Annotated in this window: 10 protein-coding genes and 2 tRNA genes; 10 read left to right on the top strand and 2 right to left on the bottom strand. The window is 73.7% G+C overall.

Translation table 11 applies throughout. From position 1 onward, the window contains the following. Window positions 1–377: 377 nt before the first annotated feature. From TEK04_RS13875 to cimA, 3 genes are all read left to right on the top strand, one after another. Window positions 378–3,923 carry a S8 family serine peptidase gene (locus TEK04_RS13875; RefSeq protein ID WP_336404935.1) on the top strand — a complete coding sequence of 1,182 codons (3,546 nt, stop codon included), beginning with the start codon at window positions 378–380 and terminating at the stop codon, window positions 3,921–3,923. A gap of 104 nt (window positions 3,924–4,027) precedes the next feature. Continuing rightward, window positions 4,028–5,050 carry a 3-isopropylmalate dehydrogenase gene (locus tag TEK04_RS13870; RefSeq protein ID WP_336404934.1) on the top strand — a complete coding sequence of 341 codons (1,023 nt, stop codon included), beginning with the start codon at window positions 4,028–4,030 and terminating at the stop codon, window positions 5,048–5,050. Between the two features lie 422 nt (window positions 5,051–5,472). Further along, window positions 5,473–7,059, top strand: coding sequence for a citramalate synthase (gene cimA, locus TEK04_RS13865; protein WP_336404933.1), 1,587 nt, complete (start codon window positions 5,473–5,475; stop codon window positions 7,057–7,059). On the opposite strand, the gene TEK04_RS13860 is transcribed toward cimA, so the two are convergent. Together TEK04_RS13860 and TEK04_RS13855 are read right to left on the bottom strand one after the other, a co-directional pair. Then, a complete protein-coding gene (locus tag TEK04_RS13860) occupies window positions 7,046–7,180 on the bottom strand; it encodes a VOC family protein (protein ID WP_336404932.1) in 135 nt (44 codons plus the stop codon). The genes cimA and TEK04_RS13860 overlap by 14 nt on opposite strands. Before the next feature lie 25 nt (window positions 7,181–7,205). Beyond that, a complete protein-coding gene (locus tag TEK04_RS13855; protein WP_336404931.1) occupies window positions 7,206–7,337 on the bottom strand; it encodes a VOC family protein in 132 nt (43 codons plus the stop codon). A 54-nt stretch (window positions 7,338–7,391) separates the two neighbouring features. On the opposite strand from TEK04_RS13855, the gene TEK04_RS13850 reads away from it, so the two are divergent. The 7 genes from TEK04_RS13850 (at window position 7,392) to TEK04_RS13820 (ending at window position 13,528) form a co-directional block, all read left to right on the top strand. Continuing rightward, complete coding sequence (locus TEK04_RS13850) at window positions 7,392–8,195, top strand: fumarylacetoacetate hydrolase family protein (RefSeq protein ID WP_336404930.1); 804 nt, start codon at window positions 7,392–7,394, stop codon at window positions 8,193–8,195. Then, window positions 8,192–9,682 carry a glutamate--tRNA ligase gene (gene gltX / locus TEK04_RS13845; protein ID WP_336404929.1) on the top strand — a complete coding sequence of 497 codons (1,491 nt, stop codon included), beginning with the start codon at window positions 8,192–8,194 and terminating at the stop codon, window positions 9,680–9,682. Before TEK04_RS13850 ends, gltX begins: the two co-directional genes overlap by 4 nt. Window positions 9,683–10,029: 347 nt before the next feature. Then, window positions 10,030–11,100, top strand: coding sequence for a CPBP family intramembrane glutamic endopeptidase (locus TEK04_RS13840; RefSeq protein ID WP_336404928.1), 1,071 nt, complete (start codon window positions 10,030–10,032; stop codon window positions 11,098–11,100). 65 nt (window positions 11,101–11,165) lie between these two features. Next, window positions 11,166–11,237 (top strand) — tRNA-Gln (locus TEK04_RS13835). Window positions 11,238–11,282: 45 nt separating this feature from the next. Continuing rightward, window positions 11,283–11,355, top strand: a tRNA-Glu gene (locus TEK04_RS13830). Window positions 11,356–11,473: 118 nt separating this feature from the next. Beyond that, window positions 11,474–12,652 (top strand): LLM class flavin-dependent oxidoreductase, encoded by a 1,179-nt coding sequence (locus TEK04_RS13825; protein ID WP_336404927.1) that lies wholly within the window; start codon window positions 11,474–11,476, stop codon window positions 12,650–12,652. 84 nt (window positions 12,653–12,736) lie between these two features. Then, a complete protein-coding gene (locus TEK04_RS13820; protein ID WP_336404926.1) occupies window positions 12,737–13,528 on the top strand; it encodes an SDR family NAD(P)-dependent oxidoreductase in 792 nt (263 codons plus the stop codon). The last annotated feature ends 50 nt before the right edge of the window (window positions 13,529–13,578 follow it).

Raw genomic sequence — 13,578 nt, 5'->3', positions numbered from 1 at the left:
GCCGGGGCGCCGACCCCCCCGGGGGGGGGGGCGCCGCGTCGTCGTCGGGGCCCAGTGGGTTCCTCGGGGGCGGTCAGCTCGTCGCCAGGTGAGGTCGTTGAACGCTGCTGCACTCGGCGTCCGGCCCTGCGGCACTCGGCCGTTCGGCTCACCGGCCGGGCCGGACGGCGCCGACCGAGGTTTTTCGTGTAACCCCGGGTCACGCCTGCGTCCACTCGCGCCGGGCGGACCGTCGACGTACGGCCGAACGGGTCATTCTCCTGAGCCTGGCTCACGACCACCGTGGAACCCCTCCGGTGCTGGTCGTGCAGGCGGGGACCCGGCACCGGTCCGCCCGAGAAGTCCCTCCCAGCAGGCAACGTCGAACAGGGGTGCACGTGCTCTCCAGGACCACCACCACCCCCGGGCAGGGACGCCACCGCGTCCTCGCCCGGGGCGGGATCGTCGCGGTCGCGGCGGCCCTGACCATGACCGGGGGTGCCGGCCTCGCGTCGGCCGCCCCGGCCGACGTCGCGGCACGAGCCGGCCAGGACCCGGTCTCGCTCAGCCCCGACCAGCTCCGCCAGGTGCAGGACCAGGTGTCCGCTCGGCTGGCGGGCGACCGTCCGGCGGGCCTGCCGGCGAGCGGGCCGGCGTCCTTCTTCGTGGAGACGGCGACCCCGTCGACCTCGGAGGTCTACACGCAGGCGCTGCCCGGCGGGGAGGCCGCTGCCGGGGCTGCGGCCGCCCAGGCCCAACCGGCCGCGGAGGCCGCCGCCGCACAGGTCGCCGCCGAGGTCCCGGCCGCGGTGCCGGCCGCCGAGGTGCTCTACACGACGTCCACGGTGCTCTCGGGGGTGGCCGTCCGGGCCGACGCCGCCGACTACGACGCGCTCGTCGCGCTGCCCGACGTCGTGGCCGTGCACCCCATCACCCCCAAGCAGGTGAGCAACACCGGCGCCGCGTCGGTCGTGCAGGCCGTGCAGGCATGGCAGGACCTCGGCAACACCGGCGCCGGCGTCTCGATCGGCATCATCGACACCGGCATCGACTACACCCACACCGACTTCGGCGGCAGCGGCAGCGTCGACCAGTTCGACACGCTGCAGTCCTACGAGGCCCAGCCCGCCCCCGCCGGCGTCTTCCCGAACGCCAAGGTGGTCGGCGGCTACGACTTCGTCGGCGACAGCTACGACGCCGACCCCACCAGCCCGAGCTACCAGCCGGTCGCCATGCCCGACCCCAACCCGCTGGACTGCAACGGCCACGGCACCCACGTCGCGGGCACCTCGGCCGGCTACGGGGTGAACGCCGACGGCAGCACCTACCGAGGCGGCTACACCGACGGCGTGCCGGGCGACCTGCGCATCGGGCCCGGCATGGCGCCCGAGGCCGACCTCTACGCGCTCAAGGTCTTCGGCTGCGACGGCTCGACCGACGTCACCATGCAGGCCATCGAGTGGGCGCTGGACCCCAACTCCGACGGCGACCCCAGCGACCACCTCGACGTGGTCAACCTGTCGCTGGGCTCGGACTACGGCCTGGCCGACGACGCCGACTCCCTGGCCATCGACCGGGCGATGCAGCTGGGCATGCTCACCGTCCTGGCCGCGGGCAACGCCGGGGACAGCTACGACATCGGCGGCTCGCCGGGCAACGCCCCGCGCGGCATCGGCGTCGCGGCCAGCAACGACGGCTACGGCGTCTTCGACGGCTGGCAGGTGACCGCGCCCGCCGGCCTGGTCGACGGCACCCGGCCGGGCCTGCGGTCGATCGCCTACAGCGACGTCGACGAGGCCGGGGCCACCGAGCCCGACGTCACCGGCGACCTGCTGCTCCCGCCGGCTGGCAACGAGTCGGCCTGCGCGCCGCTCCCGGCCGGGTACGCCGACGGGCGCATCCTGTTGATCGAGGCCGACGGGTTCACCTGCGGCTCGGTGGCGAAGGGCACCAACGCCACGGACGCCGGCGCGACCGGCTTCCTCATCATCGGTGACGACGACCTGCTCGAGACCGGCATCACCGGTGTCGCGGCCATCCCGGGCATCCTCGTGCCGGCCACCGACGGGGCCGCCCTGCGCGACGCCGTCGCCGGCGGGCAGTCCGTCACCGTCACCTTCGGGCCGAGCCTGAAGGACGCCTCGACCTACACCGACCCCGAGCAGGTCGACCTGCTGGCCTCGTTCTCCTCGCGGGGCGTGCGCCAGGAGGACGGCGCCAAGCCCGACGTCACCGCCCCCGGTGTCACGCTGTTCTCGGCCGGTGTCGGGCAGGGTTCCGGCGGCGCGAGCCTGTCGGGCACCTCGATGGCCACCCCGGTGACCGCCGGCGTCACCGCGCTGGTCCGCGCGGCGCACCCGGAGTGGACCACCGAGGAGGTCAAGGCCGACCTCATGAACACCGCGACCCACGACCTCTACACCGGGCCGGGGCAGACCGGTGACCGGTACGGGCCCAACCGGGTCGGGGCCGGCCGCATCGACGCGGCTGCCGCGCTGCGCAACGAGGTGCTCGCCTACGCCGAGGCCGGCTCGGGCGTGGTGACGGCGTCCTTCGGCGTCGTCGAGGTCGACCAGGAGCAGGTCAGCGCGACCAAGACCATCACCGTCGCCAACAAGGGCGGCCGCGCCGCGGTCTACCGGGTCAGCTACGACGCCCTGGTCGACCAGCCCGGTGTGCAGTACGCGCTGTCCGCGCAGCGGCTCACCGTGCCCCCGGGCCAGAGCCGCACGGTCACCGTCACGATGACCGCCACCCAGGACCAGCTGCTCAAGGTGGCCGACCCGACCGTGGTCACCGACGACGGCCGGCAGTTCCTCGGCGAGGCCAGCGGCCGCGTCGTCCTCGCCCCGACCAACAACCGGGGCGAGGTGCTGCGGGTGCCGGTGCACGCCAACCCGAAACCGGCGTCGACCCTGCAGGCGTCGCCGTCCGAGGACGGGTCCACCCTCACCCTCACCCTCACCGGCGAGGGCGTGGCCAACGGCGACCTGTTCGACCCCACGAGCTACACCTCCCTGGTGAGCGGGTTCGAGCAGCTGGGCACCAGCCCCGAGATGCCGAAGTGCGCGGGTGAGCCGGCCAGCACCTGCTACAAGAGCGAGCTCGAGCGCTCGGTCGACCTGGCCGCGGTGGGTGTGGCCTCCGACGCCCGGCAGTACCGCGACGCCGGGCTGTACTTCGCGGTCGCCTCGCACGGCACGGAGACCACGCCGCTCGCGCCGATCTCGACCAGCATCGTGCTGGACGCGACCGGGGACGGCGTCTGGGACTACCTGGTCACCACGACCAGCATCACCGACTACGACCTGCCGCTGGTGGTCGTCGCCGACCGCGACGGCAACCTGGTCGGACCCGGTGGTGAGCCCTACGTGGCCCCGCTGAACCTCTACGACGGCCTGGTCGACACCAACGTGTTCGACTCCGACGTCAAGGTGTTCGGCGTGCCGCTGTCGGCCCTGCCCGAGGTCACCGGACGCATCACGTTCGGCGTCCAGTCGACCAGCTACACCGGCACCGTCGACGACGTCGGCACGGTCACCTCGGCCACCGGTCAGGTGGAGCTCGCGCAACAGGCGATGAGCTTCGACCCGACCGCGCCGGGCCTGTCGTTCACCAGCGACGGCGAGACCGCGCTGGTGGTGCCGGCGACCGACGGCACGCAGCTGGCCGTCACCCAGGACGCGGCCTCCTACGCCGCGGACACCGCGGTCGGCGGCGACAAGGGTGCGATGGTCGTGCTGCACCAGAACTCGGGCGCGGCCGGCCGGTACCAGTCGGTGCCGGTCGCCCCCGGCGCCGGGGCCGACGCGACCTCGACCGGGACGACGGCGCCGCCGGCGGACACCACCCCGGTGGAGCCGACGACGCCGCCGGACCAGCAGGTGACCGAGCCCCCGGCACCCCCGGCCTCGGACGCCCCTGAGGGGGCACCCGCGGGCTGATCACCGCACGGCACGCCGGCACCCCCCGCGACGCACCACCTGCGGGGGGTGCCGGTGCGTCCGGGTGCCGGTGGGCCGGGGGCGGGGCACTAACCTCTCGTCCCATGCGCCTGGCAGTGATCCCTGGAGACGGCATCGGCCCCGAGGTGGTCGCCGAGGGCCTCAAGGTCCTGGGCGAGGTCGCCCCCGACGTGGCGGCCACCCACTACGACCTGGGCGCGGCCCGCTGGCAGCGCACCGGCGAGCTGCTGCCCGACAGCGTGCTCGACGAGCTGCGCGGGCACGACGCGATCCTGCTCGGCGCGGTCGGCGACCCCGGGGTGCCCTCCGGCATCCTCGAGCGCGGCCTGCTCCTCAAGCTGCGCTTCGAGCTCGACCACCACGTCAACCTGCGCCCGGCCAAGCTCTACGACGGCGTCACCGGCCCGCTGGCCGCCCCCGGCGAGGTGGACATGGTGTGCGTGCGCGAGGGCACCGAGGGGCCCTACGTGGGCAACGGGGGAGTGCTGCGCCGCGACACCCCGCACGAGCTGGCCACCGAGGTCAGCCTGAACACCGCCTTCGGCGTCGAGCGGGTCGTGCGCTACGCCTTCGAGAAGGCCGTGACCCGCCCGCGCAAGCACCTCACCCTGGTGCACAAGACCAACGTGCTCACCCACGCCGGCTCGCTCTGGTCGCGCACGGTCGAGGAGGTCTCCACCGAGTTCCCCGAGATCAGCGTGGCCTACCAGCACGTCGACGCGGCGTCGATGTTCTTCGTCACCGACCCCGGCCGCTACGACGTGATCGTCACCGACAACCTGTTCGGCGACATCATCAGCGACATCGCCGCCGCCGTCACCGGGGGCATCGGCCTGGCCGCCAGCGGCAACATCGACGCCTCGGGCACGAACCCCTCGATGTTCGAGCCGGTGCACGGCTCGGCGCCCGACATCGCGGGCCAGGGCAAGGCCGACCCCACCGCCACCGTGCTGTCGGTCGGTCTGCTGCTGGACCACCTGGGTCGTACCGAGCAGGCCCGCAAGGTCAACGCCGCGGTCGCCTTCGACCTGTCCACCCGGGACGCGGCGCAGCCGGTGCGCACCGCCGAGGTGGGCGACCGCCTGGCCGCCCTCGCCGGCGGCTGATCCGCCGGCCGGCCTCGCGGGGGTCGGCGCAGCGGCCGTGTGGGCGCGCACCCGTCTCCCGGGTGCGCGCCCACGCTGCTGTCCAGCCCCGGCCCGCCGCAGGTTCGCGCACCCGCCGCCCCGGTGCGCGCCCACGCGACTCACCCGGAGCGGTCGACCGCCTGCGCGCGCAACGCGCGTCGCGGTGCGCCCGGAACGGGCAGCGCCGGGACGGGCAGTGCTGGGAAGGGCAGCGCCGGGACGGCAGCCCGCGGACGGCGGGTGGCTTGCCCGGCGCCGCGCCGGGGTGCGATCATCGGCGGCGATGCACACCACCGGCACGATCATCATCACCTAGCGCGCAGTCGTCCCCGACTGCGCGCTGACCTCCCGCACCCCGGGAGGTTTTTTTGTGCCCGGACCCGTCCTGCGAGGAGCACCCCGTGAACCCCACCCGTGTAGAGGTCTTCGACACCACGCTGCGCGACGGCGCCCAGCGCGAGGGCATCACCTACTCGGTGGCCGACAAGCTCGCCGTCGCCCGGCTGCTGGACTCCGTCGGGGTCTCCTACATCGAGGGCGGCTGGCCGGGCGCCCTGCCCAAGGACACCGAGTTCTTCGCCCGCGCCCGAACCGAGCTGCAGCTGCGGCACGCCGTCCTGGTCGCCTTCGGTGCCACCCGCAAGGCCGGCACCCGGGTCGAGGACGACGCCCAGGTGCGCGCCCTGCTGGAGTCGGAGGCCCCGGTGGTGTGCCTGGTGGCCAAGAGCGACCCCCGGCACGTGCGCGACGCCCTGCGCACCACGCCCGAGGAGAACCGGGCGATGGTCGCCGACACCGTCGCCTTCCTGGTCGGCCACGGCCGGCGGGTGTTCGTCGACTGCGAGCACTTCTTCGACGGCTACGCCGCCGACCCCGACCACGGCGTGGCCGTCCTGCAGGCCGCGTTCGACGCCGGCGCCGAGGTCGGTGTCCTGTGCGACACCAACGGCGGCATGCTGCCCGCGGGCATCACCCGGGTGGTCACCGAGGTCCGCGCCCGGGTGCGCGGGCAGCTGGGCATCCACTGCCAGGACGACACCGGCTGCGCGGTCGCCAACTCCCTCGCCGCGGTCGACGCCGGGGTCACCCAGGTGCAGGGGACGGCGAACGGCTACGGCGAGCGCGCCGGCAACGCCAACACCTTCACGCTGATCGGCAACCTGGTGACCAAGATGGGCCTGCCCGTCGTGCCCGAGGAGTGCCTGCCCGAGCTCACCCGGGTCAGCCACGCGATCGCCGAGCTGGCCAACCTGACCCCCGACGACCACCAGCCCTTCGTCGGCGCCTCGGCGTTCGCGCACAAGGCCGGCCTGCACGCCAGCGCCATCAAGGTCAGCCCCGAGCTGTACAACCACCTCGACCCCGCGGCCGTCGGCAACGACATGCGCATCCTGGTCACCGAGATGGCCGGCCGGGCCTCGGTCGAGCTCAAGGGCCGCGAGCTGGGCGTCGACCTCGCCGGGCAGGGCGAGGCCGTCGGCCGCGTGGTGACCGCGGTCAAGGAGCGCGAGGCCCGGGGCTGGTCCTACGAGGCCGCCGACGCCTCGTTCGAGCTGCTGCTGCGCAGCGAGCTGCCGGCCGCCCCGGCCCCGCTCTTCGAGCTGGAGAGCTGGCGGACCACCGTCGAGCACCGCGCCGACGGCGAGGTGGTCAGCGAGGCGGTGGTCCGGGTGGCCCTGCCCGACGTCGACGGCGGCACCGAGCGGGTCGTGGCGGTGGGGGAGGGCAACGGCCCGGTGAACGCGCTGGACAACGCGCTGCGCGCCGCCCTGGTGGGGCGGTGGCCGCAGCTGGCCGAGGTCGCCCTCAGCGACTACAAGGTGCGCATCCTGGGCTGGACCGGGGGTACGTCTGCGACCACCCGGGTGCTGGTGGACACCGCGGACAAGGCGGGGGAGTGGACCACCGTCGGGGTGCACGAGAACGTGGTCGAGGCCTCGTGGCTGGCCCTCGTCGACGCCCTCACCTACGCGGTCAGCTGCCGCTGAGCGGGTCGACCCGCGACCGCAGCAGGCAGAACTCGTTGCCCTCGGGGTCGGCGAGCACGTACCAGGTCATGTCCTCGGTGATCGGTCCCTGGCCGACGTCGGCGTGCACGGCGCCCCCCACGACACGCTCCGCGCGCCGCGGGCCCCTACGCCGGGGCCGAAGTGACGAGGTCGTCGTCGGCGTCCTGCACCTCCCAGCCGAGCACCCGGGCCCAGAACCCGGCCAGCGCGGCGGGGTCGGAGCAGTTGACGACGACCGACGTGATCCGGGCTGCCATGCCGCCCGATCATGGCCCGCCGCGTGCCCGGTCGCACATCAGTAGCCTCGACCCGTGCGCATCGTCCGTTACGCCTCACCCACCGGCATGTCCTTCGGCGTCCTCGACGGCGACGGCCAGGTCGCCCAGATCGAGGGCCACCCCTTCGGCCAGATCAGCTTCACCGGTCAGCGGCACGCCGCGGCCGACGTCCGGCTGCTCTCGCCCATCCTGCCCAGCAAGGTGGTCTGCGTCGGCAAGAACTACGCCGACCACGTCGCCGAGATGAAGACGGGTGACGCGCCGGAGCAACCGCTGATCTTCCTGAAGCCCTCCACCTCGGTGATCGGCCCCGGTGACGCGATCCGCATCCCGCCGGGCAGCACCAACGTGCACCACGAGGCCGAGCTGGCCGTCGTGATCGGCGCCCGTGGGGCCCGGCACGTCACCGAGGAGCAGGCGGCGGCCAGCATCTTCGGCTACACGATCGGCAACGACGTCACCGAGCGCGACATGCAGCGGGCCGACAACCAGTGGACCCGGGCGAAGGGCTTCGACTCCTTCTGCCCGATCGGCCCCTGGATCGAGACCGACCTGCCCGGCATCGGCAAGGACCCCTCCGACCTCGGCGTGACCTGCACCGTCGACGGCGAGCTGCGCCAGGACGGGCGCACCAGCCAGCTGCTGTTCGGCATCCCGACGCTGATCTCCTACATCTCGCAGGTGATGACGCTGCTGCCCGGCGACGTCGTGCTCACCGGCACCCCGGCCGGCGTCGGCCCGCTGCGTGCCGGGGGGTCGGTGACCGTCGCCATCGAGGGGCTGGGCGAGCTCACCAACTCCGTCACGGGTGCGGACACGACGTCCACCGCCCGATGAGCGCCGTGACCCCGGGCGCGGTCCGCACGCGCTTCTGCCCCTCGCCCACGGGCACGGTGCACGTCGGCGTCATGCGCGCCGCGCTGTTCAACTGGGCCTACGCCAAGCACACCGGTGGCCAGTTCGTCTTCCGCATCGAGGACACCGACGAGGCGCGCAACACCGAGGAGTCCTACCGGCACCTGCTCGACAGCCTGCGTTGGCTGGGCCTGGAGTGGGACGAGGGGCCCGAGGTCGGCGGCCCGCACGGTCCCTACCGGCAGTCCGAGCGGGGGGAGATCTACCGCGACGTGCTCGCCAAGCTCGTCGAGGGCGGGCACGCCTACGAGTCGTTCTCCACGCCCGAGGAGGTCGCTGCCCGTCGCGTGGCTGCCGGGCAGGACCCCAAGCAGGGGTACGACGGCGCCGACCGCGAGACCACCGACGCACAGAAGGCCGCGTTCCGCGCCGAGGGCCGCCAGCCGGTGCTGCGGCTGCGCATGCCCGACACCGACCTCTCCTGGGACGACCTGGTGCGCGGTGAGGTCAGCTTCGCCGCCGGCGCCGTCCCCGACTTCGTGCTCGCCCGGGCCGGTGGACAGCCGCTGTACACCCTGGTCAACCCGGTCGACGACGCCCTCATGGGCATCACCGACGTGCTGCGCGGGGAGGACCTGCTCTCCTCCACCCCTCGGCAGCTCGCGCTCTACACCGCGCTCACCGACGTCGGCCTCGCGCAGGGCGCCCCCCGCTTCGGGCACCTGCCGCTGGTCATGGGGGAGGGCAACAAGAAGCTGTCCAAGCGCGACCCGACGTCCAACCTGGACCTCTACCGCGAGCGAGGCTTCCTGCCCGAGGGCCTGGTCAACTACCTGGCGCTGCTGGGCTGGGCGATCGCCGAGGACCGCGACGTGTTCTCGCCCGCCGAGATGGTCGAGGCCTTCGACGTCCGGCGGGTCAGCCCGAATGCGGCCCGCTTCGACCTGAAGAAGGCCGAGGCGATCAACGCCACCCACCTGCGTGCGCTGCCGGTCGAGGAGTTCGTCACCCGGGTGACGCCCTACCTGGCCGACGCCGGGCTGGTCGAGGCCACCCCGACGCCGGAGCAGCAGCGGGTCCTCGACGCGATCGCGCCGCTGGCCCAGGAGCGCATGGTCGTCCTGTCGGAGGCGGTCGGACTGCTGGGCTTCCTGTTCGTCGACGAGGTGGCCTTCGACGAGGTGGCGGTCGCCAAGCAGCTCTCGGGCCCCGACGCGGTCGAGGTGCTCGACGCCGCCACCGCGGCGCTCACCGCGCTGCCGGAGTGGACGACCGAGGCGCTCGAGGCCGCCCTGCGGCAGGCCCTGGTCGACGAGCTGGGCCGCAAGCCCCGCCAGGCCTTCGGCCCGGTGCGGGTGGCCATCAGCGGCCGCACCGTCAGCCCCCCGCTGTACGAGTCCATGGAGCTGCTCGGGCGCGAGGCGTCGCTGGCCCGGCTGGCCCGGGCCCGGCAGGTCGCGGGCGCGTGACCCGGGGCGGAGGGGTCCACGACGGGTCCGTCGACGGGGGCGTCGACGGGGCACCCGACGGGGCCCCGGACGGGGACGGCGTCGGTGCCTACGCGGGTCCGCCGGCGACCGGGCGGTGGGGCTCGGGCGACCTGGTCCCGCGTGCCTGGGTGCCGGCACCCGGCCCGCCGCTGCACGGCCCGCCGCTGCCCGGACCTCCGCTGCCCGGACCTCCGCTGCCCGGACCTCCGCTGCACGGCCTCCCGCCGCCCGGGCTCCCGCTGCCCGGCCCGTCACAGACCGGTCCGCCGTGGTCCGCGCAGGCCGTGGCGGGCCCGCCGGCCGGGCGCCCGGTTACCCCGCCCGGGGTGCCGCCCTTCGACGAGCCCCGGCCCTACGCCTGGCTGATGCGGGCCCGCGACTGGGTCTGGTGGCGTCCGCTGCTGGGCCTGCTGCTGTTCACCGTGCTGTACGCGGTGGCCGCCGTCGTCGTGGTGGTCGCGGTCGCGTTCACCGGCGTGGTCCCCGTTGCCGACCTGCTCGAGCTGACCGACCCCGGTGTGCTGCTGATGACCAACCTGTCGCTCATCGTGGCCATCCCGATCGTGTGGGCCGCGTGGGCGGTCGCCCACGGGCTGGGGCGGGGGTGGTCGTCCTCGGTGACCGGGAAGCTGCGCCGCCGGCTGCTGGTGCCCCTCACCTGGCGGGCGCTGGCCACCGTCGGCGTGGGCGTCGTCGTCACCATCGGAATCTCGCTCACCGACGGCCCGGTCCGCCTCACCGGGCCCGACGGCAGCTACGTGTGGCTGCTGCTCGTCGTGCTGCTCACGACCCCGCTGCAGTCGGCCGCCGAGGAGTTCGTGTTCCGCGGGTACCTCAGCCAGACGGTCGCCGCGTGGTTCCGCACCGAGCGCACCGGGGCAGTGGTCGCGGCCGTGCTGACCGCGGCGCTGTTCTCCGCCGCGCACGCCCCGCCCGACGTCCTCACCTTCCTCGACCGCTTCGTCTTCGGCCTGGCCGCCTCCTGGGTCACCCGGCTCACCGGCGGGCTCGAGGCGGCGATCGTCCTGCACGCGGTCAACAACGTGGTGGTGTTCGTCCTCGCCGGCGCGCTGGGCGGCGACGTGGCCACCACCACCCCCGTCCTGGGCATCCAGTGGTTCGTGACGCTGCTCGACGTGCTGGTCATGGGTCTCTACGTGGCGGTCGTCGCCCACGCCCGTCGGCGCCTGCGGCCAGAGCTGGTCAGCCCGGCGGTGGACCTGCGGCGGCCGGTCGGGCCGCCTGTCTCGGCCCCGTCCTCGGCGCCGACGCAGGCCCTCACGCATGCCCCGACCTGGGCGCCCACCTGGGTGCCGGCTCCGCCGCTCCCACCGGTGACCGCCCGCCCCGCCCCGCCGGAGCCCGACGCGCGGTGGTCGCGCGAGGGGGGTGCGTGAACGGCTCCGGGGCATCAGGTACTGTCTTCGACGGCGCCGCAAGGCCCGCACAACAGCACAGCCCATGGGGTATGGGGTAATTGGCAGCCCGACGGTTTCTGGTTCCGTTAGTCTAGGTTCGAGTCCTGGTACCCCAGCGAGGAACGCTCCACCTCCTCCTGTACGATCTGCACTGAAGTTCTGGCCCCGTCGTCTAGCGGCCCAGGACGCCGCCCTCTCACGGCGGTAGCGAGGGTTCGAATCCCTTCGGGGCTACACCTCGAGAGCCCCCCACCTGCACAGATGGGGGGCTCTCGGCGTTCTGGGGGCGTTGACCGGGGGCTCCAGGTGGGATGTGATCGGGGTCTCATCCCACCTCAGCGCGGAGGCGTCCATGAGCAGGCTCCGGTTCGGTATCTTCCTGGCCCCGTTCCACCCGGCAGGGGAGAACCCCACCACCGCACTGCAGCGCGACCTCGAGCTGGTCGCGCACCTCGACCGGCTCGACTACGACGAGGCCTGGATCGGCGAGCACCACTCGGCCGGCAGCGAGATCATCGCCTCGCCCGAGATCTTCATCGCGGCCGCCGCCGAGCGCACGCGGCGCATCAAGCTGGGCACCGGGGTCACCTCGATCAGCTACCACAACCCGCTCTGGGTGGCCGAGCGCATGGTGCTGCTGGACCACCTCACCCGTGGGCGGGTGATGCTGGGGTGCGGCCCGGGCTCGCTGCCCACCGACTCGATGATGCTGGGCCTGGACCCCACGGCCACCCGCGAGCTGCTGGCCGAGAACCTCGACATCATCATGCGGCTGCTGCACGGGGAGACGGTCACCGCGACCACCCGCACGCACACGCTCGTCGACGCCCGGTTGCACCTGCGGCCCTACAGCGAGCCGCTCTTCGACGTCGCGGTCGCCGCGGTCGCCTCACCCACCGGGCCGCGCCAGGCCGGCACGCACGGCATCGGTCTGCTGTCGATCGGGGCCACGTTGAGCCCCGACGGCTTCGACGCCCTCGCCCACCACTGGGGCGTCGTCGAGGAGCGCGCCGCCGCCCACGGACAGAGCGTCTCCCGGGCCGACTGGCGGCTGGTCGGGCTCATGCACGTCGCCGAGACCCGCGAGCAGGCCTACGCCGACGTGCAGCACGGCATCGAGCAGTGGTTCCGCTACTTCCAGAAGACCGCCGCGTTCCCGCAGATGGCGGTCGAGGGCGGCGACGTCAAGGAGATGATCGACTTCATCAACGACGCCGGCATCGGCGCCATCGGGACCGTGGAGGACGCCCGCAGGCAGGTGCAGAAGCTGTGGGACCAGTCCGGCGGCTTCGGCGCCATGCTGCTGCTGGCGCACGAGTGGGCCAACCCGGAGGCCACGAAGCGCTCGTACGAGCTCATCGCCCAGCACGTCTTCCCGCACTTCCAGGGCGGCCAGGTCACCCACGCGCAGGCCACCCTCGACGCGAAGGAGCGGGCGGCCGGCAAGCGCGAGGACTACGCCGCCCAGCAGCTGGAGGCCGTGGCCACGATGACCGAGCGGTACCAGCAGGAGGTCGCGGCCACGAGGTGAGATCGGGGGTTGAGCTCCCGGCGTCCGGGGGACCACGTCCCCCGGACGCATCCAACCCCGGGTGCTCCGACGCTAGGAGCACGCATGGACCTCGGCATCGCCGGACGCACCGCCCTCGTCACCGGAGCCGACTCCGGCATCGGACTGGAGACCGCCCGGCTGCTGCTGGCCGAGGGCGTCCGGGTGGTGATCACCGACCAGGAGCAGGGACCCCTCGACGAGGCCGCGGCGGGCCTGACCGGTGACGTCACCGCGGTAGCCGCCGACCTGACCGACGCCGCCGACGTCGAACGGCTCCGTGCTGCGGTCACCGAGGCGATCGGCGACCCGGCCATCGTGGTGCACGCCGCCGGCGTCACCGGCGCGCAGGGCCTGTTCCACGAGATCGACGAGCAGGGCTGGCGGGACACCCTCGAGATCGACTTCTTCGCCGCCGTGCGCGTGGTGCGCACCTTCGTCGACGGCATGCGCTCGGCCGGGTGGGGCCGGCTGGTCCTGCTGGCCAGCGAGGACGCCGTCCAGCCCTACGTCGACGAGCTGCCCTACTGCGCCGCCAAGGCCGCCGTCCTGAGCCTGGTCAAGGGGCTGTCCAAGACCTACGGCTCGGACGGCGTGCTGGTGAACGCGGTGTCGCCGGCGTTCATCGCCTCGCCCATGACCGACACGATGATGGAGAAGCGCGCCGACGAGAACGGCACCAGCTTCGACGAGGCGGTCGAGTCGTTCCTGGAGGAGGAGCGGCCGGGCATGGAGCTGGGCCGACGCGGCCGGGTGGAGGAGGTCGCCGCGGTGATCGCGTTCCTCTGCTCCGAGCGCGCCAGCTTCGTCAACGGCAGCAACTACCGCGTCGACAGCGGCAGCGTGCAGACCATCTGAGCGGGCCGGCGGCACCCCGGCGTCGCGGCGCGCCGGGGTGCCGTCGCCCA

The organism is Klenkia sesuvii (assembly GCF_037083825.1).
Classification (GTDB): domain Bacteria; phylum Actinomycetota; class Actinomycetes; order Mycobacteriales; family Geodermatophilaceae; genus Klenkia; species Klenkia sesuvii.
The sequence above is the reverse complement of the archived record's forward strand: the minus strand, read 5'-3'. Positions and strand labels throughout refer to the sequence as shown.